The organism is Streptomyces sp. H27-C3 (assembly GCF_030063415.1).
GTDB lineage: Bacteria > Actinomycetota > Actinomycetes > Streptomycetales > Streptomycetaceae > Streptomyces.
On sequence record NZ_JASITA010000009.1, the window covers coordinates 177516 to 200768 of the forward strand.

Below are 23253 nucleotides of genomic sequence, written 5' to 3' on the forward strand. Positions count from 1 at the left end.
TAGAATTGACCCAACACCCGGCCGAACCGCCGGGTGGTGACCCGAGGAGCCACCTTGGCTGCTGAGCTGCACGTCGAGCTGGTCGCGGCGGACCGTAACGTCTGGTCCGGCGAGGCCACCCTGGTTGTCGCGCGCACCACGTCCGGCGACATCGGCGTCATGCCCGGTCACCAGCCGCTTCTCGGTGTGCTGGAATCGGGCCCGGTGACGATCCGTACGAGCGAGGGCGGCACCGTCGTCGCCGCCGTCCATGGCGGTTTCATCTCGTTCGCGGACAACAAGCTCTCGCTGCTCGCCGAGATCGCGGAGCTTGCGGACGAGATCGATGCCCAGCGCGCCGAGCGTGCGCTGGAGCGTGCCAAGTCGGACGACGACGCCGCCGCCGAGCGGCGCGCCGATGTCCGACTGCGCGCGGTGGCGGGGCACTGAGTCCCGCGCCGAGAGATTTGCCCTCAGCCGCGGCCCGTACTGGATAATCCAGAGCGGGTCGCGGCTGAGGCGATGTATCCGAAGTTCTGATTCTGTTACCGGATGAGGCGAGGAGGTCGGTGGAGATGTTCCTCGCTCTGTCCGTGAGCGGCCTGATCGTCGCACTGGTGTTGGTGGGGCTCTTCGTTTTCGGTCTGCGCCGACGGCTGATCCAGCGCTCGGGCGGTACCTTCGACTGCAGCCTGCGCTGGGACACCACCGAGGAGACCGATCTCTCGGGCAAGGGCTGGGTGTACGGCGTCGCCCGCTACAGCGGCGACCGGATCCACTGGTTCCGCGTTTTCTCGTACTCCCCGCGCCCACGCCGTGCTCTTGAGCGTGCGTCCATCGAGGTGCTTTCGCGCCGCTCTCCGGAGGGTGAGGAGGAGCTGGCACTGCTGTCCGACGCCTTCATCCTCGGCTGTTCGCACCGCGGTACGCGCCTTGAGCTGGCAATGAGCGAGGACGCCCTGACCGGCTTCCTCGCCTGGCTGGAGGCCGCGCCTCCCGGCCAGCGCGTCAACGTGGCGTAGTCCCGCGGCCCACCGTCCCGCAGTCCACCACGCACAGCGAAACCGGGGAGACAGTAGCTCGTCTCCCCGGCTTTTCATGCTGTGTGGTGACTACTGCTGTGTGGTGACTACTTCAGACCTTCGTTGATCGCGGTCACCAACTCGCCGTTGGCGGTGTCACCGCTGAACTCCCAGAAGAACGCGCCTCCCAGGCCCTGGTTCTTCGCCCACGTCATCTTGGAGCCGATGGTGGCCGGGGTGTCGTAGCTCCACCAGTCGGTGCCGCAGTGCGCGTACGCCGTGCCCGCGATGGTGCCGTTGGCCGGGCACTTGCCCTTGAGGACCTTGTAGTCCTCGATGCCCGACTCGTACGTGCCCGCCGCGGCGCCGGTCGCCGTGCCGCCCGGCTCCTTCTGCGTCACGCCGGTCCAGCCCCGTCCGTAGAAGCCGATGCCGAGCAGCAGCTTCTTGGCGGGGACGCCCTTCGCCTTGAGCTTGGCTATCGCGTCGGCGGAGTTGAAGCCGGCCTGCGGGATGCCGGCGTACGACGTCAGCGGGGAGTGCGGGGCCGTCGGGCCCTTCGCGGCCCAGGCGCCGAAGAAGTCGTACGTCATCACGTTGTACCAGTCGGAGTACGCGGCCGCTCCGGCGTAGTCGGCGGCGTCGATCTTGCCACCGGCCGAGCCGTCGGCGGTGATGGCGGCGGTGACCAGGTTGTTGGTACCGAACTTGCCGCGCATCGCCTGCATCATGTTCTTGAAGACGGCGGGGCCGCTGGTGTCACAGGACAGACCACACGCGTTGGGGTACTCCCAGTCCAGGTCGATGCCGTCGAAGACATCGGCCCAGCGCGGGTCCTCCACCAGCTTGTGACACGAGTCGGCGAAGGCCGCCGGGTTCTTCATCGCCTCGGCGAAGCCGCCGGACCAGGTCCAGCCGCCGAAGGACCACAGCACCTTGATGTTGGGGTGCTTGGCCTTGAGCTTGCGCAGCTGGTTGAAGTTGCCGCGCAGCGGCTGGTCCCAGGTGTCGGCCTTGCCGTCGACGCTCTGGTCGGCGGTGTACGCCTTGTCGGTCGCCGCGAAGGCGTCACCCATGGTGCACTTGCCACCCTGGACGTTGCCGAACGAGTAGTTGATGTGGGTGATCTTCCCGGCGGAGCCCGAGGTGTCCATGTTCTTCACGTGGTAGTTGCGTCCGTAGATGCCCCACTCGGTGAAGTAACCCAGCTTGACCTGGTCACCCGGGCCCGGGCCCGGGTCGGTGCCCCCGCCGGTGGTCCGCACGGCGCGGGCGCCGCTGACCGGGCCGGTCTGGTCGGCGGTGTCACGCGCCTGGACCGTGTACGAGTAATCGGTGCCCGCGGAGAGCGCGTTGTCCGTGTACGCGGGCGTGGTGACCGTCGCGACCTTGGCGCCGTCACGCAGGACGTCGTAGTTCTTGACACCCTTGTCGTCGGTGGCCGCGGTCCAGGCGAGCTGCGCCGAGGTGTTGGTGATGGCGCTCGCTGACGGGGTGCCGGGTGCGGTCGGCGGGGTGTCGCCGGGCACCGAACCACCGTCGCACGAAGCGCCGTTGAGCTTGCAGCCGCTGGGGGAGCCGGCGCCCTTGCCGTTGAAGCCGAAGCTCGCGGTGGCGCCGGGGGCGATGTTGCCGCCCCAGCTCTTGTTCTTGGCGGTCCAGTGGTTGCCCGAGTTGGTGACATCGGCGTCCCAGGCGGACGTCACGGACGTGCCGGTGGGGAAGTCCCATTCGACGGTCCAGGAGCTGATGGTCGTGGTGCCGGTGTTCTTCACCGTCCACTTGCCCTCGAAGCCGGTGCCCCAGTCGGAGCTCTTGGTGTACGTGGCGGTCGCGGACTCGGCGGCCTCGGCGGGGGAGGCCAGGCCGACCATGGCGGCGAGCGGGACGAGCAGCGCGGTGAGCCCGGCTGTCGCTCTGGATCTCAGACGCATGCGTGGGAGGGGGGATGCAGTACTCAAGGGTGCTCCCGTGAGAGAGGTCCAACAATGACGGAGGTGGGACCTGCGCCGCCGGTGAGCACTTTCTTTGTCATGACAGGCTCACCACTGCGGTGCGGTGAGCGTAAGAAGGTCTGTACCAATCGTCAAGAGGTCTGGACCAGCTGAGTTTGCCGGGCGTTCAGACACCCGACTCCTGAGCGAGCACCGCTGCTTGCACCCGGCTGCGCAGCTCAAGCTTTCCGAGCAGGCGGCTGACGTGGGTCTTCACGGTGGCCTCGGCCATGGTCAGCCGCACGGCGATCTCCGCGTTCGACAGGCCATCGCCGAGGCAGGAGAGTACCTCGCGCTCCCGCCGGGTGAGGGAGTCCAGGGCCGCAGGGCTCGGGGCGTTGGGCGATCGTACGGGCGACGGCGCGGCGAACTCCGCGATCAGCCGCCGGGTGACGGCGGGCGCGATCAGGCCCTCCCCGCGCGCGACGGTACGTACCGCCTCGATCAGATCCTTCGCGTCGGTGTTCTTCAGCAGGAACCCGGAGGCACCCGCGCGCAGCGCCCCGAAGACGTACTCGTCGAGATCGAAGGTGGTCAGCACCAGGACGTCGGCGAGCTGCTCGGCGACCACCTGCCTGGTGGCCGCGACCCCGTCCAGGCGTGGCATCTGCACATCCATCAGGACCAGGTCGGGGCGCAGCTCGCGCGCCAGGAGGACCGCCGCCTCGCCGTCGCGAGCGTGCCGACCAGCAGTGTCGTACGGGGCATGGACCTGCGCAGCAGCTCCATGGAGGCCATCACCACGAGCGGCACCAGGGCCGTCCAGTCCGGCAGCAGGTTCTTGTGCCCCGCGTTGTGCAGCCCCAAGACCCACAGCAGGGCTCCACCGGTCAGGCCGATCACCGACAGGAGTACGTCGTCACGATGGGGGCGGGGGAACCAGGTCACCTCACCATCCAACACGGTGCGTCCGGCCGCGTCCTCCCCGTCCGGGGTGAGCCCGCGGTACATCGAAGGATGCAGTGACGGTTCCTCACTGGCGACGACGCCGCACGGCCGCGCGGGCGACAGGCTTGGAGCGTTAACGGGAGGAGAGCACCGTGATCGTCACGTTGATCGTCATCTGTGAGGTCGGCTTCTGGGTCCTGCTGGCCGGAGGACTGGCCCTGCGGTACGTGGCCAGGATGCCGCGCGCCGGAGCGGCCGTGCTGCTCATGGAACCGCTGCTCGAAGTCGTGCTGCTGGTTGTCACGGCGATCGACCTGAAGAACGGCGCCGAGCCGGACTGGAAGCACGGCCTGGCCGCCGTCTACGTCGGTTTCACGCTGGTCATGGGCCACCGCACCATCAAGTGGATCGATGCCCGGGTCTCGCACCGCTACTTCGGTGGAGCGGCCCCCGTCGCACCGCCGAAGTACGGGATGGCCCGCGCCGTCAACGAGTGGAAGATCGCGGGCCGCTGGGTCCTGGCGGCTGCGATCGCCCTCGGTCTGCTCCAGAGCGCGATCTGGTACGTCGGGGGAGACGGCGACATCGGCTCGCTGCGCACCTGGCAGTACAGGATGCTCGTGCTCGCGGGCATCAACGTGGTCATCGCGGGGGCGTACACGCTGTTCCCGAAGAAGGCCCCGGCGGGCGCGGCCTCTGTCGGGGCCGAGCGCCCCGGCTCCTCCACCAAGCTCTGAGCGAGCGGCCTCAGCGCTCGCCGCCCGGGACCCACAGCACGTCTCCGACCTCCTTGTTGGCCGCACGGGCCAGAATGAACAGGAGGTCGGAGAGCCGGTTGAGGTAGGTGGCGGTCAGCGCGTTCATGACCTCACCGTGCACCTCCATGGCGGCCCAGGTGGAGCGCTCCGCCCGTCGCACCACCGTGCACGCCTGGTGCAGCAGCGCGGCTCCCGGAGTGCCGCCCGGCAGGATGAAGCTGCGCAGCTTCTCCAGCTCCTCCAGGAAGTGGTCGCAGTCCGCCTCCAGCTTGTCGATGTACGACTGCTCGACGCGCAGCGGCGGGTACTTGGGGCTCTCCGCCACCGGGGTCGAGAGGTCCGCTCCCACGTCGAAGAGGTCGTTCTGGACCCGGACGAGGACCTTCACGATCTCCTCGGAGAGCTGCCCCAGGGCGACCGCCGTGCCGATGACGGCATTGGCCTCATTGGCATCGGCGTACGCCGAGATCCGCAGATCGGTCTTGGCGGTGCGGCTCATGTCGCCGAGGGCGGTGGTGCCCTGGTCGCCGGTACGGGTGTAGATGCGCGTCAGATTGACCATGCACCCGAGCGTAGGCGGTGCGGGCCTCGCGCCGGCCCCGCGCAAGACGCGTGTGCCGACCGTCACGCCCACCGGGTCCCCGGCCGGTTCGTCCGGGGTACGGCCGGGGGTCGCGAGGTGACCGAGGTGTCCCGTGAGGCCCTTGTCGTCATGGGCCGCGCAGGGGAACTCCTGAGCGAAAGGGGGCTCAACTATGCGGTACGCAACACCGAATGAGGCGTCCCGGTGTGATGTCCGTCATCTGAGACGTGACGCGCATCTCTTAGCCGCCACACGGCCCCTCACGAGCGCTAACCTCCGCCGAAGAGGCTGAATTGAACAGGCAATGGGGCCAAGGGAATCAAGGGGTACGTCGTGGCCAGGAAGCTCGCCGTCATCGGGGCCGGACTCATGGGGTCCGGAATCGCGCAGGTCTCGGCGCAGGCGGGCTGGGACGTCGTGCTGCGTGACGTCACCGACGCCGCGCTGACCCGCGGCCGGGACGGAATCAGGGCCTCGTACGACAAGTTCGTCGCCAAGGGCAAGCTGGAGGCCGCCGACGCGGACGCCGCGCTCGCCCGCATCACCACGACCACCGACTTCGACGCGGTCGGGGACGCCGACATCGTCGTCGAGGCCGTCTTCGAGAAGCTCGAGGTCAAGCACGAGATCTTCCGGGCGCTCGACAACATCGTCCGCCCGGACACGATTCTCGCGTCCAACACCAGCGCGATCCCGATCACCAAGATCGCGGCCGTGACGGAGCACCCGGAGCGGGTCGTCGGTGCCCACTTCTTCTCGCCCGTACCGATGATGCAGCTTTGCGAGCTGGTGCGCGGGTACAAGACCAGCGACGAAACGATCGCCACCACGCGGGAGTTCGCCGAATCCGTCGGCAAGACCTGCATCGTCGTCAACCGCGATGTCGCCGGCTTCGTCACCACCCGCCTGATCTCGGCGCTCGTCGTCGAGGCCGCCAAGCTCTACGAGTCGGGCGTCGCCTCGGCCGAGGACATCGACATCGCCTGCAAGCTCGGCTTCGGCCATGCCATGGGCCCGCTCGCCACCGCCGACCTGACCGGGGTCGACATCCTGCTCCACGCGACCAGCAACATCTACACGGAGTCGCAGGACGAGAAGTTCGCACCGCCGGAGCTGATGCGCCGGATGGTGGACGCGGGTGACATCGGGCGCAAGAGCGGGCAAGGGTTCTACAAACACTGAGCCGTATCACTCCTCCGGGATCACCCTTAGGAGTGAATTCGGTATCGGTTCGCTTACAGACGGCAACTTCTTTGCCTTCCGGGCAGTCAGTTGCAGTGAGCTCAGCAGAAGTAGAGAAGTGCGAGAAGCGCGAGAAGTCGCGTCGCGCAGCAGAAGTGACGAGAAGTACAGAGCAGTAGAGAAGTTGCGTCCGGTACATACGAGCACCGAGCACTCTTGGGGAGCGCATATGCACATCAGGGGCGACCATGTCGAGCTGGTCGTCGGGGGCCGCCTCGACGTTCGCAGCGCGGCGGACGCCCGGACGGCCCTGCACTCGGCCGTCGACGGCGGCGTCGGCGATCTGGTGCTCGACCTGACCGAGCTGGACTCCTGGGACGCCACTGGTCTGGGCGTCATCATGGGAGCCCACCGGCGGGCCGGACGGGCCGGTCGGCGGCTCGTGCTGCGCGGTGTGCCACCGCAGATGCAGCGCCTGCTGGTGGCCACCCGGCTGCACCGCATCCTCGCCATCGAGGGCGGCATCGTGGCGGAGTCACTGCCTCGCGTGTGACGGGCGTGGTGGGGAGTAATTGTGCGAACGGCGCGTCGCGCACAATCCTCACGAGACTGTGACGTCTAGGACGGGGTGGCACCCCACCCATTCATAGATACTGAGCAAAGGTCTAGGGTTCGGTCGCCTGCTGAATGACGAACCCAAATGCGGCGGGCACCGGACCAGAAGCGACAGCGAGCGTGTGAAAGGCCGGGAGGGGCATCCGCACGCCACGCATCTGGGGGGCTTTGACCATGGACCCGATAATCAGGGGACCGGAAGAGTACGGCCACGAGAACGATCACCTTGGCGAGAGCAGTGCCGGTGACGACGCGCGCCGACCACCGCGAGACGCGCTCACGGCGGACTTCGGGGAGCCGTCACCGACCCTCGTCCGCACCGTCCAGCTCGTTTCGGGCGATCTGATGCTCACCGTCAATCCGGTAGACGGCAGCGAAATAGAGGCCTGCCCGCCCGGCGAGCGCCCGCCCCGCCCGTCCCGGCACGGCGCCGACGACCGCGCCGAGCTGCTGCGCGCGTCCAGGCCGCCGATACCGGCGGGCCCCGACGTGCCCGAGCGCCCGCTCCTGGAGCGCCAGGAGGAGCGTGAGCGGCTCCGACGGCTGCTGGCGCGCGGTCGCTCGGTCCGGCTGACCGGACCGCCCGGATCCGGTCGTACGGCCCTCCTCGACGCGGTCGCCGGCGACTGCGCGGACCTCGCCCCCGATGCCGTCGTACGCCTCAGCGGACACCGTCGTACGCCCGGTGATCTGCTTCACGAGCTCTTCGCCGCCGTCTACAGCGCACCACTGCACCGCCCCGACCGCGCGGAACTGCTCGACCTGGTCCACGACATCGGCGCCGTCGTCGTCCTGGACGACCTGGAGTTCGGCGGAACCTCCCTCGACGAACTCCTCGATGCCACGCCCGAGTGCGCCTTCCTGCTCGCCACCACGCCGGACACCGCCGCGCCCTCGCCCCACGCGCACATCGAGGAGGTTCTCCTCGCCGGCCTCGGCCGCGCCTCCACCGTGGAGCTCCTGGAGCGGGCCGTGGACCGGCCCCTCACGGACGACGAGGCGAACTGGGCGGGCGACCTGTGGTTCGAGTCCGAGGGGCTGCCGCTGCGCTTCGTGCAGGCGGGCGCCCTGCTGGTGCAGCGCGACATGCTGCGCGCCGACCCCAACGCGTTCGACGAGTACGGATACTTCACCGAGCAGCCCGTCGACGCGCCCCTCGACGCGGCGGACGGCCACGACGTGCCGCTGCCGACGCTGGCGGAGGGCGCTGCGCCCGCGCGGCTGCTCGCCTCCCGGCTCAGCGAGTCCGCCCGCGCCACCCTGCGCTTCGCTCTCGCGCTCGGCGGCGAGGTCCCGCACCAGGCACATCTGCCGGCTCTCGTGGGGGACACCCACGCGGATGCCGCGCTCGGCGAGCTGATGAGCTGCGGCCTGCTCTCGCCGGTCGGTGCGCGCCACCGGCTGGCGGCCGGTGTGGCGCTCCAGCTGGAGTCCGCCGGGTACGCCGACGACCTGGCGGAGCGGGCGCACGCCGCGGCCCAGCACTACGCCTGGTGGGCAGGGCATCCCTCGGTCACGCCCGAGCGGGCGGCGACGGAGGCCGACGCGGTCCTGGCGGCGATGACCGCGATGGTGCCCGGCGCCGGGTCCGGGCATCCCAGCGCCGGCGTGCTGCTGGCCCGTACGGCAGCGCCCGCGTTCGCCGCAGGACTCTGCTGGGGCGCGTGGGAGCGGTCCCTGCGAATCGGGCAGGAGGCCGCGCGCATCGCCGGCGAGGTCGCCGAAGAGGCTTACTTCCACCACGAGTTGGGTGTGCTCGCGCTGTGCGCCGGGAGCCTTGACCGGGCCCGCGCCGAGCTGGAGGCCTCCATCGCGCTGCGCGGTGCGCTGGCCGACAGGAGTGGGACCGTCGCCGGCCGCAGGGCGCTCGCCCTGGTCGCCGACCGGTCCGGCGCCCTGGTGCCCGGCGGGCGTACGCCCTCGGGCGAAGAGGTCCCCGCGGCGCGATACGAGGAGTCGGCGTCGCCGCCCGGCGGCGTACCGGCCGCTGTCGTGCCGCTTCTGCTGCCCGCAAGGCCCGAGCGGGCCGCGGTGACGAGTGGCGACAGCACCCTGGTCACCAACCACTCGGGGTCCGCCGGGAGCGGTGGGCGGCGCGGCGTGCTCAATGGCGCGCGGCGCAATGTGGTGGCGGCCGGCGCGGGCGCGCTGCTGGTGGCCGTGCTCGGCACGGTGGTGACGCTCGGGGCGACATCCGGGGGCGAGGGCTCGCCGGACAAGGTCAAGTCGGAGCAGTCGGCCAACGAGGGTGACGGCCAGGACGGCCTGCCGGCCGACGGGCCGACCCAGGGGTCGACCGAACGCCCCGGTGATCCGGGCTTCCCTGCCGCGCCGGGGACCTCCGGCAGTCCCGAGCCGGGCGAGAGTGGTGAAAGAGCGGCGCCCGGTGACCCGTCGACCAGCGGGAAGCCGTCGGACAGCCCGTCGGATCCCTCGACGCCTGGCAAGCCGCCGTCCTCCGGGCCTTCGAAGCCGCCGCCGGGTGGGGGTGGGTCCACGCGGCCGCCGTCGAGTCCGCCGCCGTCCTCGCCCTCCACGCCCCCGACGACGCCGTCGAGTCCGCCGCCGTCCTCGTCCTCCCCGCCTCCTACGACGACCCCTCCGCCGCCGGCCGAGCCGGGTACGTCGGACTCGGCGAGTGCGCCGGTTACGAGTGCGTCGATGAGTAGCAGTGGTGCGCCGGTGAGCAGTGGCGCGTCCGGGGCGGGGTCCGTCATCTAGCGGGTGGTTGCGGGGGCGGGGTGCGGTGGGTGGGTGCGGGTTGCCTGCGGCGCTGCTCCCTACCCGCCGCTTCCTGTAACTGGGGCTCCGCCCCAGACCCCGGTCCTCAAACGCCGGACAGGCTGAAGGGGTGGCCCCGCCCCCCGACCTTGAGTGCCGGACAGGCTGGGGGCTTCGTTACCGGGCGGCCTCGGTTGTTGAGGCCGCCCGGGGGTGAGGGCCGTGGGGGTGGGGTCAGAAGAGCCTGAGCTTGTCGTCCTCGATGCCTCGCATCGCGTTGTAGTCCAGGACCACGCAGCCGATGCCGCGGTCCGTCGCCAGGACGCGTGCCTGCGGCTTGATCTCCTGCGCCGCGAAAACGCCCCGGACGGGCGCCAGATGCGGGTCGCGGTTGAGCAGTTCGAGGTAGCGGGTGAGCTGCTCGACGCCGTCGATGTCGCCGCGCCGCTTCAGCTCGACCGCCACGGTCGCCCCGTCCGCGTCGCGGCACAGGATGTCCACCGGGCCGATGGCCGTGGGGTATTCGCGCCGGATCAAGGAGTAGCCCTCGCCCAGTGTCTCGATCCGGTCCGCGAGCAGCTCCTGAAGGTGCGCTTCCACGCCGTCCTTGATGAGCCCCGGATCCACGCCGAGCTCGTGCGACGTGTCATGAAGGATCTCCTCCATGGTGATGATCAATTTCTCGCCCGCTTTGTTGATCACTGTCCAGACACCGGCGTCGTCCCCGGTGCCCTCCCTGAGTGTGCAGGGCGGTGACATCCAGTTGAGCGGTTTGTACGCCCGGTCGTCCGCGTGAATCGAGACGCTGCCGTCCGCCTTCACCAGGATGAGACGGGGGGCGGAGGGCAGATGGGCGGTGAGCCGGCCCGCGTAGTCCACGGAGCAGCGGGCGATGACGAGACGCATGGTCGGCAACGCTACTCGACGATGGCTCGTCCACGCGATTCGCCCTGTAAGACCCCGTTCGCTACTGGCCGGTTGTGTTCCCAATCTCCTGGTGCGGCGTGTCCTGCGCGCTTACCGTGGAAGCTGGTGGTTGTCGTTCGTGCACTCTGCGTCGCCGACCGCTTTCCCTGCCCGTAAGACTCCATCGCTCCGTGCGGTGGGGTCGCGAGAGGAGAACCCATGTCGCTGGACGTCTCACCGGCACTGTTGGAACAGGCCGAGCGAGGCGAGGTCGACGAAGCCGCATTCGTCGACTGCGTCCGGACTTCCCTGCCTTACGCATGGGAGATGATCAGCTCTCTGGTGGCTCAGCTGAAGGTCGACGGCGGCGAGTTCGCCGACAACCAGACGCCCCCGCCGGACGAGCAGGCACGTGGTCAGCTGCTGCGTGCACTCGCGAGTGACGCGATTCGCGGTGCACTGCAGCGGCACTTCGGCGTACGTCTTGCCTTCCAGAACTGCCACCGCGTAGCGGTGTTCCCGCTGGACGCTTCATCGGACGAGCGGCTCGGCCGCTTCACCTCGATGAGGGGCCAGTTGCTCAACCAGTCTCCGCTGCTGCGGGACTGCTGAGCCTTCGCTGCCGCTCCGCATTGCGGGAGGTGCAACTGATGTCGGAGCGGCAGTGTCCCTCAAGTCCCCTTTCAGGCAGGCCTGTTCCACGCGCCTCCGGGGCGTGTGTGCGCCGCCCGTGCGTGTGCCGACCGGACCTGGCCTCAGGTGAGCAGGGGCAGGACCTCGGCCCCCAGCCTGCGTACGTTCTCCTCGGTCGTCGCCAGATCGCCCGAGCCCTCGACGAGCAGGGCGAAGCGCGTGATGCCCGTGCGCTCCGCGGTGGCCGCCAGTCGGTCCGCGGCCAGCCTGGGCGAGCCCACCGGGTGCAGCCCGCACAGCATCTCCGTATAGGCGACGGGATCGCGCATGGCGCGGTGTCGCCCGTCGACCGTCACATGGGCGTCGAGCCCCTGCTTGAGCCACCCGGGCATCGCCTTCGTCAGCTGCTCCGACGCGTCCGCCGCGCTGTCCCCGATCTGGGCGACACCGGCCGACACATGGGCGGCCCCCGCCACCGCCGCGGGCGAGTGACCGGCGGCCCGCGCGTGCGTACGCCACAGGTTGACCATCTCCGCCTTGTCCTCGTCGCCGCAGTGCATGCCGAGCAGCATCGGCAGTCCGCGCTCGGCGGCCACTCGCACGCTGTTGGGCGAGGTGCAGGCGACGACGACCTCGGGCCCCGAGGGCTTCTCGCGCAGCAGCTCGTCGGCCCTGGGCACCACGGCGACCTCGCGGAACGCGAAACGATCCCCCTGGGCCGAGACACGGGCCTCGCGCAGCCACCGCAGCAGCAGGTCCAGCGACTCCGGGAACCCGTGCTCGTACGCGGAAAGGCCCGATCCGAACACCTCCAGGTCCACCCAGGGACCACCGCGCCCGACGCCGAGCGTGAAGCGTCCGCCGGACGTGAGATGCAGCAGTGCGGCCTGCTCGCCGAGGGTGACGGGGTGCGCGGTCGGCAGGACGCTGACCGCCGTCCCGACGCGGATCCGGCTGGTGCGGCCGAGCAGCAGCGCGGCGAGCGTCACGGCGGACGGACACACGCCGTACGGCACGAAGTGGTGCTCGGCGAGCCAGACCGAATCGAGTCCGGCCTCCTCGGCGACCTCCACCGACCGCACCGCTCGATGCAGCGCCTCCCCCTGGCCCTGGCCCGGAAACTGGGCGGCCAATACGAACGTTCCTACACGCATCGCCTTCTGCCTCCTTACGGCCGACGCGGTCTCCCCCTTACTGGCAACAACGTCTGACACGTGCCAAAGGCACGGCCGGGAGGGAAGTTGTTGCGATTTTCCGCTAAGCCGTCTCCGCGGAGTCTCGCGGTCCGATGCCGTCCTGTGCAGAGCGGCACGCCTCCCCCTGCCGAATGGCCCTAGGCTTGGGGGGAACCAGTCCGATCGGCCCCGTGAGGTTCTACGTGTCCCCGCGCCGCAACCGCCCCAGAGGCGGCGACGAGAAGCCCCCCGAGTTCGACAGCGCTGCGACGGGCGACAGATTCGGGCTGCAGAGCACCGAGTCCTGGCAGGGCGAGCAGTGGTCGCTGCGACATGTGGCCGGTGGTGGCGCGGCGGGCAAGCGCTACCGCTGCCCCGGCTGCGACCAGGAGATTCCGTCCGGGGTCGCGCATCTGGTGGCCTGGTCCGAGTACGGCGGCGTCGACGACCGCAGACACTGGCACAAGGCCTGCTGGAACGCGAAGGACCGCCGCACCTCCCGGGTGCAGCGGTCCCGCAACGCGCCGAAGCACTAGGGGGGTGTCCGGCCGATCTCCGTGGCTTCGCGGGGTCCGGCACGCTCATCCGCGGCCGGCCGGACACCCCCTGGCCGAAGCGCCGGCCGAACCACTCGACGTACTGGACGCAGACGTACTGGATATAGGGGGACCGGCCAGGGGTTATACGTCCCGCTTCTCCAGGGCGAGGAAAGCGCCGCCCAGTGCCAGTACCGCCACTCCCAGCATGATCCACACGGGTTCCCAGCCCGCCGGGCCGGACTCGGAGAGCTCGGCGCCGTAGAGGGCGGCCAGCTGGCTGGGGATCGCGTACTGGAAGAGGGCCTGCTGCACGTCGACGAGCGATTCCGAGAACATGAACATCGCCAGCACCAGCGGGAACAGGAACAGGCCGATCATCACGGTGATCCCGCCGGCGGAGTGCCGCAGCATCGACCCGACCGCGAGTGACACCAGGCCGAGCAGCGCCATGAACAGACCGACGCCCACCGTGGAGCGCAGCCAGACATCGGCGGAGGCGTTCGGGGCGTTCACGATCGCGGTCTGCAACAGGCCCACGACCGTGGTCGATACCGTGGTGATGGCGAAGGACAGCAGGAAGAAGACGATCGCCTTGGCGGTCAGCACGCGGGAGCGGCTGGGGCAGGCCGTCAGGGTGGTTCGGATCATGCCGGTGCCGTACTCCGAGGAGACGGTCAGCACACCGAGCGCGATGATGCAGATGCTGCCGAGCATCGTGCCGACGACGCCGAGCACGAGCGCGGGCTCGCTCACGGGGCCGGAGTCGGTGGTCGAGGACAGGACCAGCGCGATGATCAGGCCGACGCCGAGGACCAGCAGGATCATCACCCCGAGGGTCCACATCGTGGACCGCACGGACCGGATCTTGGTCCACTCGGAGGCGAGCGCGTCGGCGAGGTTCGCCCGGCGCACCGGGATCGGCGAGACGTAGGAAGCGACGCCCTGCTGCTGGTACTGGGGCGGGACCTGCTGGTACGGGGTCGTCATCGGGCGTCCTCGGGGCTGTCGCTCTTGGTCAGGTCCGCGGCGGGCGCTGCCGGGGGAGCGGCCGGCGCCACCGGCGGAGCGGCGGGCGCGGCAGGGGCCGCAGGAGCGGCCTGCGGGGCGGCCTGGGGGGTCGCGTACGGGTTCGCGCCCGGCGCGGTGCCCGGGGGCCCCGAGATGCCACCGAAGGGCTGCTGGCCGCCGGCCTGGGGCGGCGGCGGGGGGTACCAGCCCTGCTGCGGCGCCGCGATCGGCTCGGGCTGGAAGTGCCCGGGGAGGGGCGGCTGCTGGAAACCGCTCAGCTGGTCGGCCGTCGAGCGGTAGTCGACCGCGCCCTGCGTCATCCGCATGTACGCCTCTTCGAGCGAGGCCTGGTGCGGGGAGAGCTCCCACAGCTGTACGTCGGCCTGGTACGCGAGGTCGCTGATTCGCGGCAACGGCAGCCCGACGACACGCAGCGCCCCGTCCGGCTCCGGGACGACCTGGCCGCCGGCCTCGGCTAGCGCCGACGACAGCTTCTCCCGCTGCTGCGGGTCGGTCTGCGGCGTACGCACCCGGGCGAAGTCCGCGGAGTTGTGCGAGATGAAGTCCTTGACGCTCATGTCGGAGAGCAGCTGGCCGCGCCCGATGACGATGAGGTGCTCGGCGGTGACCGCCATCTCGCTCATCAGGTGGCTGGAGACGAAGACCGTACGGCCCTCGGCGGCCAGCGACTTCATGAGGTTGCGGACCCACAGGATGCCCTCGGGGTCCAGACCGTTGATCGGCTCGTCGAAGAGCAGCACCTGTGGGTCGCCGAGCAGCGCCGCGGCGATGCCCAGGCGCTGCCCCATGCCGAGCGAGAAGCCGTTGGAGCGCCGCTTGGCGACGTCCTGGAGGCCGACGACCCCGAGCACCTCGTCGACCCGGCTCGCCGGGATGCCGGACAGCTGCGCCAGCGAGAGCAGGTGATTGCGCGCGCTGCGCCCGCCGTGCACCGCCTTGGCGTCGAGCAGGGCGCCCACCTGACGAGGAGCGTTGGGCAGCTGACGGAAGGGGTGGCCGCCGATGGTGACATGGCCCGCGGTGGGGTTGTCGAGCCCCAGGATCATGCGCATCGTCGTGGACTTGCCGGAGCCGTTGGGCCCCAGGAAGCCCGTCACCGTGCCCGGCCGGACTTGGAAGGAAAGGTTGTACACGGCCGTCTTGGCGCCGTAGCGCTTCGTCAGGCCGACTGCCTCGATCATTCTGAAGCCCATCGACAGGTCGGGTGTCGGGGCTGTGACCTTGTGGCCGAACGCGCCCCCGTAAGGATTAGGAGGATAACCAGCGGTTGACGGTTCCTGCCAAGCCGGGGACGGGAGTGAACCTGCGAGGGCGGCCAGATCGTCGTGGGCCTCGCGTTGCCCTTCACCGAGATCCAGGGCAAGGACCTCTCGGCCGCCACCGATGTGCGGCTGCTGGTGCGGCTGACGGCCAGGACGGTGGGTCTGGGCACGGAGGTCGCCGACGAGCGGTGGTTCGAGCCGCGGGAGGGCAGTGCGTGCGGCTTCGAGCTCGGGCGCTTCGTGCCGCTGGAGGCCGACGTGGACCGGGACGTGTGGTCCTGGGACGGGGGCGGGACTTCGACGGGCTACTGCGAGTCGGCCGACTCCCAGGAGTCGGGGGTCGGCCCGGGACCGGGGGACGGGCCCGGCCCGGGGAGCGGGATCGGGCCGCAGCCCGGCCCCGCCCCGGGCGTCGGGGAGCCTACGCGTCGCGCTTCTTGAGCAGGACGTACCCGCCGAGCAGGGCTGCCGCCGCCCACAGAGCCATGATCAGCAGGCCGCCCCAAGGGCCGTAGGGGACGTCGTCGTCGAGTGGCGCGACCACTTGCATGATCTTGCTGCCGGCCTGGTCGGGGAGGAACTGGCCGATCTTCTTGGTCGCCGAGACATTGCCCAGGATCGGCGCGAGCAGGAAGAAGAACGGCATCAGGATGCCGAGCGCCAGCGTCGGGCCGCGCAGCATCGCCGCGACGCCCATCGAGATCATCGCGATCAGGGTCATGTAGAGCCCGCCGCCGATCACCGCGCGCAGTACGCCCGGGTCGCCGATGTTCGCCTTCAGATCGCCCAGCATCGCCTGGCCGAGGAAGAACGAGATGAAGCTCGTCACCATGCCGACCAGCAGGGCGAGCGCCGAGGCGACCGCGACCTTGCTGAAAAGGAAGGTGCCGCGCTGCGGAACGGCGGCCAGGGACATCCGGATCATTCCGGTGTTGTATTCGTTGGACACCACCAGCACACCGAAAACGATCATCGCGAGCTGACCGAGACTCGTGCCGGCGAAACTCACGAAGGTCGGATCAAAAGTGAGTTTGTCCTCCGCGCTCAGCCTCTTGAAGTCGTTCTTGGACAGAATGCTGATCAGCACGCCGAGAACGATCGTCACCACTGCGGAGAGACCGAGCGTCCAGACCGTGGACTGGACGGATTTGATCTTCGTCCATTCCGACTTGATTACCTGTGCGGTCGCCATGGTCAGGCCCCCTTCTGCTGCTGCGGGGCCGCGCCCCAGCCGGTTCCCGGCGGTGGTGCGCCGTTCTCCGAGTGCGCGTGGTACTCGACGGACTCCGCGGTCAGCTGCATGAAGGCTTCCTCCAGGGAGGCCCGCTGGGGGCTCAGCTCGTGCAGGACGAGGTGATGCCGGGCGGCGAGCTCACCCAGCTGCTCCGAGGTCGAGCCGTCCACTTCGAGCGTGCCGTTGCCCGCGGTGACCGCGGTGATCCCGGCCTGGTGCAGGACATCGAGCAGCCGCTCCTGCTGCGGGGAGCGCAGGCGTACGTAACTGCGCGAGTTCTCCCGGATGAAGTCGGCCATCGTGGTGTCGGCGAGCAGCTTGCCCTGGCCGATGACGACCAAGTGGTCGGCGGTGAGGGCCATTTCGCTCATCAGGTGCGAGGAGACGAAGACCGTACGGCCCTGGGACGCCAGCGACTTCATGAGGTTGCGGATCCAGTGGATCCCCTCGGGGTCGAGCCCGTTGACCGGCTCGTCGAACATCAGGATCTCGGGATCGCCGAGCAGGGCGCCCGCGATGCCAAGGCGCTGGCCCATGCCGAGCGAGAAGCCCTTGGCGCGCTTCTTGGCGACCTGGGTGAGGCCCACCGTGTCCAGCACCTCGGAGACCCGGCTGTTCGGGATGCCGTTGCTCTGGGCCAGGCACAGCAGGTGGTTGTACGCGCTGCGGCCCCCGTGCATCGCCTTGGCGTCGAGCAGCGCGCCGATGTACTTCAGCGGGTCCTTGAGGTCGGCGTAGTGCTTGCCGTCGATCCGGACGTCACCCGCGGTCGGGTTGTCCAGGCCGAGCAGCATCCGCATGGTGGTCGACTTGCCCGCGCCGTTGGGCCCCAGGAAGCCGGTCACGATGCCCGGACGTACGGTGAAGGAAAGTTGATCGACGGCGATTTTATCGCCGTACCGTTTCGTCAGCCCTGTCAGCTCAATCATGCGGCCACGCTATTGCCCCCGAGGTCGTAAGGGCCCACAAAGCCCCCCGCCACTGGATGGCGGAGGGCTCAGGGACTTCACTCACCGTGTCTGACGGGTACTACCGGGACTGCTGGGCCGGGACACCGCGCGAGATCGGCTCGTCGTCGGCGGGGGTACCGGCGGCGGCGACGGCCGCACCGGTCAGCGTGGCCAGCATCTCGCGGACGTTGGTCAGCTGTGCGTTGATCGAGTCGCGGCGGTTGGTGAGCGCCGCGAGCTCGCGCTCGGACTCGCTGCGGATCCGGTCGGCCTTGGCGTTCGCGTCGGCCACGATGTCCTCGGCCTGGCGCTGCGCGGTCTCCACCGTCTGACGGGCACGGCGCTCCGCGTCCGTACGCAGCTTCTCGGCCTCCAGTCGCAGCTGCTCGGCGCGGTGCTCGATCTCGGCCAGACGCTTCTCGGCCTTGGCCTGACGCGAGGCCAGGTCGCGCTCGGACTGCTCGCGGCGCTTGGCCAGGTTGGTCTCGAAGTCCGCGGCGGCCTGGGCGGCCTTGGCGCGGGTCTCCTCGAAGAGGGCGTCCGCCTCCTCGCGCTTGGACTGCGCGTCCTTCTGCGCCTCGGAGCGCAGGGTCGACGCGTCGCCCTTCGCCTTCTCGACGATCCGTACGCCCTCGTCCTCGGCCTTGGCCTTGCGCTCCGTGGAGAACGATTCCGCGTCGTTGCGCACCTGCTGAGCGGCGGACTCGGCAAGCTCGCGGTGCTGCTCGGCGGCGCGGCGGGCCTCCTCACGAAGGTCCTTCGCCTCCTCCTCGGCGAGGCGGAGGATCTTCTCGACGCGCGCACCGAGACCGGCGTACGAAGGCTCGGCCTCGCTTACCTGGGCCTGGGCGTTCTGCGTTTCGAGGTGGAGCTCCTCGATGCGCTTTTCCAGAGCAGTGATACGGGCCAGAGCACTGTCACGGTCGGAGAGCAGCTTGGCAATGCGGTCGTCCACCTGACCGCGGTCGTAACCACGCCGCACCTGCTCGAAGCCGTAGGGGGAGGCGGAAGTGTCGCTCATGGGGTTCCTGTCGAATGAGACCGGTGAGGTGATAGGGGGAATCCTAGGGGCCCAAGCGGCGTGTCACCGAGCCAATGCCCATTTGATCTGGAGAATGACACCCCTTTTGAGTGGCTAACTGTCGGACCGCTTGCCACCCGGAAGGATGAACTCCCTCGTCAGGCACGGAAGAAGCACAACACCCCCTAGCTTTCGGAAGGCTTGCCACCCGAACGTGTTCCGCCGGCCGCCGCACCCGCCTTGACGCCCCCGGTGCCGCCGCCGGCCCCGGACTTGCCGCCCGCGGTGGGGGCCTCGAATGACTCCAACGCCTCAAGTACGTCCTGGACACGGGAGATTTCCGCCTGAATGTCCTCGCGGCGGCGTACCAGCACATCGAGTTCGCGTCGGCCGTCCTCGACCATCTGCTTCGCCTCGGCCTCGGCCTCCGCGTGCACCCGCTCGGCCTCCCGCACCAGCTCGGCCTTCTTCTGCGCGGCTTCTTTCAGCAGATGCTCGGCCTTCTTCACCGCGGAGATCCGGACCGTGCTCGCCTCGGAATTGGCATCGGCCATCAGCTCCTTGGCCTTCTCCTGGGCCTCGGCCTGCTGCTCGGTCGCCGCCTTCACCAGCTTGTCGACCCGCTCGCCGGCCGTCCGCATCTGCTCGGAGGTCTCCCGGCGGGCCCGGTCGTGCAGCTCCTCGATCTCGGTCTCCACCCGGGTGCGCAGCTCCTCCGCGCGCTCCCTTATGGCGGTCGCGTCCCTTCGGGCACCGACCAGCAGCTCGTCGGCGTCCGTACGGGCCTTCTCCACCAGGGAGTTGCCCTCGATCGTCGACTCCGTCACCAGGCGGTCGGCCTCAGTGCGGGCCGCGCCGACCATGATGTCGGCCTGCTCCTCCGCCTGGGTCGCGGCGACCAGCGCCTCTTCCTGCGCCTTCGCGATCAGCTGGTCGGCCTGCTCGGCCGCGTCCGCGCGACGCTTGGACGCCGCCTCGCGCGCCGCGTCGAGCAGCCGGTCCGACTCGGTGCGCGCCTCCGCGCGCATGCGCTCGGCCCCGGCCTCCGCGTCCGCCCCGAGACGCTCCGAATCGGCCCTGATCCGCTCGGCCGCCTGCTGGGCGGAGCCCACCGTCTCGGCGGCCTCCGCGCGCAGCCGCTCGGCCTCGCCCGCCGCCTCGGAGATGAGCTGATCGGCCTGCGTCGCCGCGTCGCCGCGCCGCTTGTCGGCGGCCTGCCGCGCCTCGTCCAGCAACCGCTCGTTCTCGGCACGCGCCTCGGCGCGCAGCCGCTCGGCCTCCGCCTCGCCGTCCACCCTGATCTGCTCGGCCTCGGAACGGATCCGGGTCGCGTCCTGCCCGGCCGCCGTCAGCGCCTGCACGGCCTCGGCCGCCATGCGCTCGGCCTCGTTCCTCGCCTCGCCGACCAGCCGGTCGGCCTGCGTGGCGGCGTCTCCACGGATGCGGTTGGCGTCCTCGCGGGCCTCGGCGCGCGAACGGGCCGCGTCCTGGTCGGCCGACGCCAGCGAGTCCGACGCCTCCGTACGCATCCGCTGCGCCTGCTCGGCGGAGTCCGAGCGCAGCCGCTCCGACTCCTGGATGGCCTCCGCGACGGTCCGCTCGGCGAGCGCCTTCGCGGCGTCCGTCTCCTCCTGCGCCTGACTGCGCACCCGGCCCGCGTCCTCGGCGGCCCGCTCCCGCTCGGCGTACGCGTCGGAGCGGACCCTGTCCGCCTCCTCCTGCGCCTCCGTCCTCGTACGCTCCGCCGCGTGCTCGGCGGCCGAGCGCAGCCCGGTGACGTCCTGCTCGGCCTGTTCGTGCAGCCCGGCCACCGCGTCCCGCACCTGCTGCGCGGTCTGCTCGGCCGCGGCGACCAGCTCGGTCGCCCGGTAGTCCGACTCCTGGACCAGGCGCTGCGCCTCGGTCTGCGCCTCCTCGACCCGCTTGCGAGCGGACGCCAGAAGCTCTTCGCTCTGCTCGCGGGCCTGGGTACGCTCGCGCTCGGCCTCGTCGCGGGCGGCGGCCAGCGTCTCCTCGGCCTCCCGGCGGCGTCTCGCGGCCTCCTCCTGGGCGGCGGCCAGCTCCTCGGCGGCCTCGGCCCCGACGCGCTCCGCTGCGGTCGCGGCCTCGGCGCGCATCCGGTTGGCGCTCTCCTGCGCCTCGGACTTGAGCCGCTCCGCCTCGTTCGCGGCCTCGCTGCGCAGCCGTACGGCGACGGCTTCGCCCTCGGCGCGGGACTGCGCGGCATCGGCCGCGGCCTCGTCACGCAGCCGCTCGGCCTCCGTCTCGGCCTGCGCCTGGAGCGTACGCACGCGCTCGGCGGCATCGGAGCGCAGCCGCTCGATCTCCGCCTCCGCCTCGCGACGGATCCGTTCGGCCTCGCCGCGGGCCTCGCCCAGCGCCTCCTCGGCGGAGGCGACGCGCTGCTCGGCCCCGGTGTGCAGCCGGGTCAGCTCGTCGGCGGCCTCGGCCCGGCGGGCCTCGATGCCACGCTCGGCCTCCTCGCGCAGGGCGCGGGCGGCCTCCTGGGCCTCGGCCGTGGTGAGCTCGGCCTGCTCCTCGGTCTCGGCGCGCAGCCGCTCCGCCTCGGCGCGGGTGCGCTCCAGGGTCTCCTCGGCCTGCTTGCGCAGCGTGGTGGCGCGCTCGATCGCCTCGCCGCGGACCCGCTCGCTCTCGGTCGACGCGGCGGTGCGCAGCTCGTCGGAGTCGGCCTTCGCCTCGGTCAGCAGCTCCTCGGCGGTCCTGGCCGCCTCCTCGATCTGCTGGACGGCCTCCCGGCGGGCCTCGCCGCGGATCCGCTCGCCCTCGGCGACCGCCTCGGCCCGCAGCTGCTCGGCCTCGCCGCGCAGCCTGCGCGCCTCCTCCTGCAGTTCGACCGTCCTGGCCCGGTACTCCTTGGTGTCGTCCTTGGCCGCGCCCTTGAGCTGGTCGGCCTGCTCGGCCGCGTCGCCGCGTAGCCGGTCGATCTCGGCCTCCGCCTCGCGGCGGATCCGCTCGGCCTCCTCGGAGGCCTTGCGGGTGGTCTCCTTGGCGTCGTCGGACGCCTTGGTCAGGACCTCTTCGGCGGTACGGGCGGCCTTGGCGAGCTGGGCCGCGGAGTCCTCGGCGACCAGTGCACGGGCCTTGTCGCCTGCCTCGGCGACCAGCCGCTCGGCCTCCGCGCGGGAGTCGGCCAGCGACTGCTCGGCCTCCGCCTTGAGCGCCTCGGCGTCCTTGGTGGCCTCCCCGACCAGCCGGGCGATCTCGGACTTGGCCGTACGGGTGCGCTGCTCGTTGACGGACTCGACGGTCGTCAGCTGCTTGGCCGCGGAGTCCCTGGCCTCGGTGACGACCTTATCGGCCTCGGCGCGGGCCTCGCGCAGCGCCGTCTCGGCCGCCTGCATCCGCTGCTCGGCGGTGCGGCTCAGCTCGGCGGCCTGCCTGCGGGCCTGGTCGGACTCGGTGGTCGTGGACGTACGCAGCTGCTCGGCGTGGGAGGCCGCCTCCTGCGCCTGGTTGGACGCGGCGGTCAGCAGCCGCTCGGCGTCCTTGCGGGCGCGCAGCAGAATCGCTTCGGCCTCGCTGCGGGAATTCTCGGCCTCCGAGACCAGCCGCTGGCGGGCCTCCTCGGCGACGCGCTCGGTCTCCGCCCTGGCCGCGGCCAGCGCCTGATCGGCCTCGGCCCGCGACTCCTCCAGGAGACGACGGGCCTGCGACTCGGTGCGGGCGCGCAGCTGCTCGGCCCACGCCACGTTCTCGTTGACGTGCGACTCGACGGTCTGGCGGCGCTCCGCCAGCTCCTGGTCGAGGCGCTGGCGGCGGGTGACGGCCTCGGTGTGCAACTCGGCCTGGAGCCTGGCCTGGTGCTCCGCGTGCTCCTGCAGGATCCGCTGCGTCTGCGCCCGGGCGTCGCGCAACTCGCGCTCCGCGTCGGTGCGCAGCTGGTCGGCCTGGGTCTGGGCATTACGAAGCAGCTGCTCGGCCTGGTAGCCGATGTCCGCCGCGTCGTAGGCAGGGCGGGACGCGAGGTTGCGGCGCGCCTCGTGGAGCTTGGCGCGCAACACCTCGACCTGGTAGCCGAGGTCCTCGGCGTGCTGAACGGCCTTCTCCCGATCGGTCTTCAGCCGTTCCATTTCGGCTTCGAACCGCGAAAGATGGTCGTCAGGCTCGTGGCGTTCGTAGCCCCGCACTGCGCGGTCCCATCCGTCCCCTGGTCGCAACTCATGTGAACAAGCACCACCCTGACATCGGGCGGCCCCCGGGGGAATGGTGTCAGATCAACAGTGAGGCATGAGTCACAGGCCCCGACCCGGCCCCGGCCCGGAAGGGCCCACTCTACCGGCCTGGAAATCCCGGGGTCAGTGCTCCGTGGTGACTGGAGGGGCAGAAGTGACCAGTTCGGTCAGTACACCGTGGCAGTCCTTGGGGTGCAGGAACGTGATGCGCGACCCCATGGAGCCGATGCGGGGCTCGTCGTAGAGGACCCGTACACCCTTGTCCCGTACCGCCTGGGCGTCACCGTCGACGTCCTCGGTCCCGAAGGCGATGTGGTGCACGCCCTCACCGTTCTTGGCCAGCCACTTTCCCACCGCGGAGTCCTCCCGAGTGGGTTCGAGGAGCTGAAGGTACGAGGCGCCGCCGTCCGAGGTTTCGTTGATCTTGAGCATGGCCTCCCGGACGCCCTGCTCCTCGTTGACCTCGGTGTGGAACACCTCGAAGCCGTAAGTGGCCCGGTAGAACTCGACGGTCTTGTCGAGGTCGAAACAGGCGATCCCGATGTGATCGATTCGCGTCAGCATGGGTC

21 protein-coding genes are annotated in these 23253 nt (G+C 70.4%); 9 read left to right on the top strand and 12 right to left on the bottom strand.

Annotated elements, in window-relative coordinates; genetic code table 11:
* The first annotated feature begins 54 nt into the window (after positions 1-54).
* Entirely contained in the window at positions 55-429 is a 375-nt protein-coding gene (locus tag QMK30_RS11645) for a F0F1 ATP synthase subunit epsilon (protein WP_283517400.1), read from the top strand.
* A gap of 125 nt (positions 430-554) precedes the next feature.
* Positions 555-1001, top strand: a complete 447-nt coding sequence (locus tag QMK30_RS11650; protein ID WP_283517401.1) for a DUF2550 domain-containing protein — start codon at positions 555-557, stop codon at positions 999-1001.
* Between the two features lie 107 nt (positions 1002-1108).
* Here the strand turns inward: QMK30_RS11650 and QMK30_RS11655 are convergent, their stop codons facing one another.
* Both QMK30_RS11655 and QMK30_RS11660 read right to left on the bottom strand, forming a co-directional pair.
* Positions 1109-2935 (bottom strand): glycosyl hydrolase family 18 protein, encoded by a 1827-nt coding sequence (locus QMK30_RS11655; RefSeq protein ID WP_283517403.1) that lies wholly within the window; start codon positions 2933-2935, stop codon positions 1109-1111.
* A 187-nt stretch (positions 2936-3122) separates the two neighbouring features.
* Positions 3123-3761: a LuxR C-terminal-related transcriptional regulator gene (locus QMK30_RS11660; protein WP_502963122.1), complete on the bottom strand. Its 639-nt coding sequence runs from the start codon at positions 3759-3761 to the stop codon at positions 3123-3125.
* A gap of 274 nt (positions 3762-4035) precedes the next feature.
* Here QMK30_RS11660 and QMK30_RS11670 point away from each other — a divergent pair, with 274 nt between their 5' ends.
* A complete protein-coding gene (locus QMK30_RS11670; protein ID WP_283517404.1) occupies positions 4036-4620 on the top strand; it encodes a hypothetical protein in 585 nt (194 codons plus the stop codon).
* Between the two features lie 10 nt (positions 4621-4630).
* On the opposite strand, the gene QMK30_RS11675 is transcribed toward QMK30_RS11670, so the two are convergent.
* Positions 4631-5203 carry a cob(I)yrinic acid a,c-diamide adenosyltransferase gene (locus QMK30_RS11675; RefSeq protein ID WP_283517406.1) on the bottom strand — a complete coding sequence of 191 codons (573 nt, stop codon included), beginning with the start codon at positions 5201-5203 and terminating at the stop codon, positions 4631-4633.
* Positions 5204-5557: 354 nt separating this feature from the next.
* Here QMK30_RS11675 and QMK30_RS11680 point away from each other — a divergent pair, with 354 nt between their 5' ends.
* The 3 genes from QMK30_RS11680 (at position 5558) to QMK30_RS11690 (ending at position 9742) form a co-directional block, all read left to right on the top strand.
* Entirely contained in the window at positions 5558-6406 is an 849-nt protein-coding gene (locus tag QMK30_RS11680) for a 3-hydroxyacyl-CoA dehydrogenase family protein (protein ID WP_283517407.1), read from the top strand.
* Between the two features lie 229 nt (positions 6407-6635).
* Positions 6636-6959, top strand: coding sequence for an STAS domain-containing protein (locus QMK30_RS11685; RefSeq protein ID WP_283517409.1), 324 nt, complete (start codon positions 6636-6638; stop codon positions 6957-6959).
* A 236-nt stretch (positions 6960-7195) separates the two neighbouring features.
* The gene (locus QMK30_RS11690) at positions 7196-9742 is read left to right on the top strand and encodes an ATP-binding protein (RefSeq protein ID WP_283517411.1); all 2547 of its coding nucleotides are present in this window, start codon (positions 7196-7198) and stop codon (positions 9740-9742) included.
* Between the two features lie 234 nt (positions 9743-9976).
* Here the strand turns inward: QMK30_RS11690 and nucS are convergent, their stop codons facing one another.
* A complete protein-coding gene (gene nucS / locus QMK30_RS11695; RefSeq protein WP_283517412.1) occupies positions 9977-10648 on the bottom strand; it encodes an endonuclease NucS in 672 nt (223 codons plus the stop codon).
* Positions 10649-10867: 219 nt separating this feature from the next.
* Here nucS and QMK30_RS11700 point away from each other — a divergent pair, with 219 nt between their 5' ends.
* Positions 10868-11260, top strand: a complete 393-nt coding sequence (locus QMK30_RS11700; RefSeq protein ID WP_283517413.1) for an SCO5389 family protein — start codon at positions 10868-10870, stop codon at positions 11258-11260.
* A gap of 143 nt (positions 11261-11403) precedes the next feature.
* Here QMK30_RS11700 and QMK30_RS11705 read toward each other — a convergent pair whose 3' ends face one another.
* Entirely contained in the window at positions 11404-12435 is a 1032-nt protein-coding gene (locus QMK30_RS11705; RefSeq protein ID WP_283517414.1) for an LLM class flavin-dependent oxidoreductase, read from the bottom strand.
* A gap of 224 nt (positions 12436-12659) precedes the next feature.
* On the opposite strand from QMK30_RS11705, the gene QMK30_RS11710 reads away from it, so the two are divergent.
* Positions 12660-12992 carry an Rv1322 family protein gene (locus tag QMK30_RS11710; protein WP_283517476.1) on the top strand — a complete coding sequence of 111 codons (333 nt, stop codon included), beginning with the start codon at positions 12660-12662 and terminating at the stop codon, positions 12990-12992.
* Positions 12993-13136: 144 nt separating this feature from the next.
* Here QMK30_RS11710 and QMK30_RS11715 read toward each other — a convergent pair whose 3' ends face one another.
* Positions 13137-13982: an ABC transporter permease gene (locus QMK30_RS11715; RefSeq protein WP_283517415.1), complete on the bottom strand. Its 846-nt coding sequence runs from the start codon at positions 13980-13982 to the stop codon at positions 13137-13139.
* Positions 13979-15205 (bottom strand): ABC transporter ATP-binding protein, encoded by a 1227-nt coding sequence (locus tag QMK30_RS11720; RefSeq protein ID WP_283517416.1) that lies wholly within the window; start codon positions 15203-15205, stop codon positions 13979-13981. Before QMK30_RS11720 ends, QMK30_RS11715 begins: the two co-directional genes overlap by 4 nt.
* Before the next feature lie 144 nt (positions 15206-15349).
* Between QMK30_RS11720 and QMK30_RS11725 the strand changes: the two genes are divergently transcribed.
* Positions 15350-15727 (top strand): hypothetical protein, encoded by a 378-nt coding sequence (locus QMK30_RS11725; RefSeq protein WP_283517418.1) that lies wholly within the window; start codon positions 15350-15352, stop codon positions 15725-15727.
* On the opposite strand, the gene QMK30_RS11730 is transcribed toward QMK30_RS11725, so the two are convergent.
* The 5 genes from QMK30_RS11730 to mce form a co-directional block, all read right to left on the bottom strand.
* Positions 15708-16478, bottom strand: a complete 771-nt coding sequence (locus QMK30_RS11730) for an ABC transporter permease (protein ID WP_283517419.1) — start codon at positions 16476-16478, stop codon at positions 15708-15710. The two genes, QMK30_RS11725 and QMK30_RS11730, sit on opposite strands and share 20 nt — an antisense overlap.
* A gap of 2 nt (positions 16479-16480) precedes the next feature.
* On the bottom strand, positions 16481-17449 hold the full coding sequence (locus tag QMK30_RS11735) for an ABC transporter ATP-binding protein (RefSeq protein ID WP_283517420.1): 969 nt from the start codon (positions 17447-17449) through the stop codon (positions 16481-16483).
* Positions 17450-17549: 100 nt separating this feature from the next.
* Positions 17550-18491: a coiled-coil domain-containing protein gene (locus QMK30_RS11740; RefSeq protein ID WP_283517421.1), complete on the bottom strand. Its 942-nt coding sequence runs from the start codon at positions 18489-18491 to the stop codon at positions 17550-17552.
* A 185-nt stretch (positions 18492-18676) separates the two neighbouring features.
* Positions 18677-22639 carry a polarized growth protein Scy gene (gene scy, locus QMK30_RS11745; RefSeq protein ID WP_502963121.1) on the bottom strand — a complete coding sequence of 1321 codons (3963 nt, stop codon included), beginning with the start codon at positions 22637-22639 and terminating at the stop codon, positions 18677-18679.
* Between the two features lie 168 nt (positions 22640-22807).
* A complete protein-coding gene (gene mce / locus QMK30_RS11750; RefSeq protein ID WP_283517425.1) occupies positions 22808-23248 on the bottom strand; it encodes a methylmalonyl-CoA epimerase in 441 nt (146 codons plus the stop codon).
* Between the last annotated feature and the right edge of the window lie 5 nt (positions 23249-23253).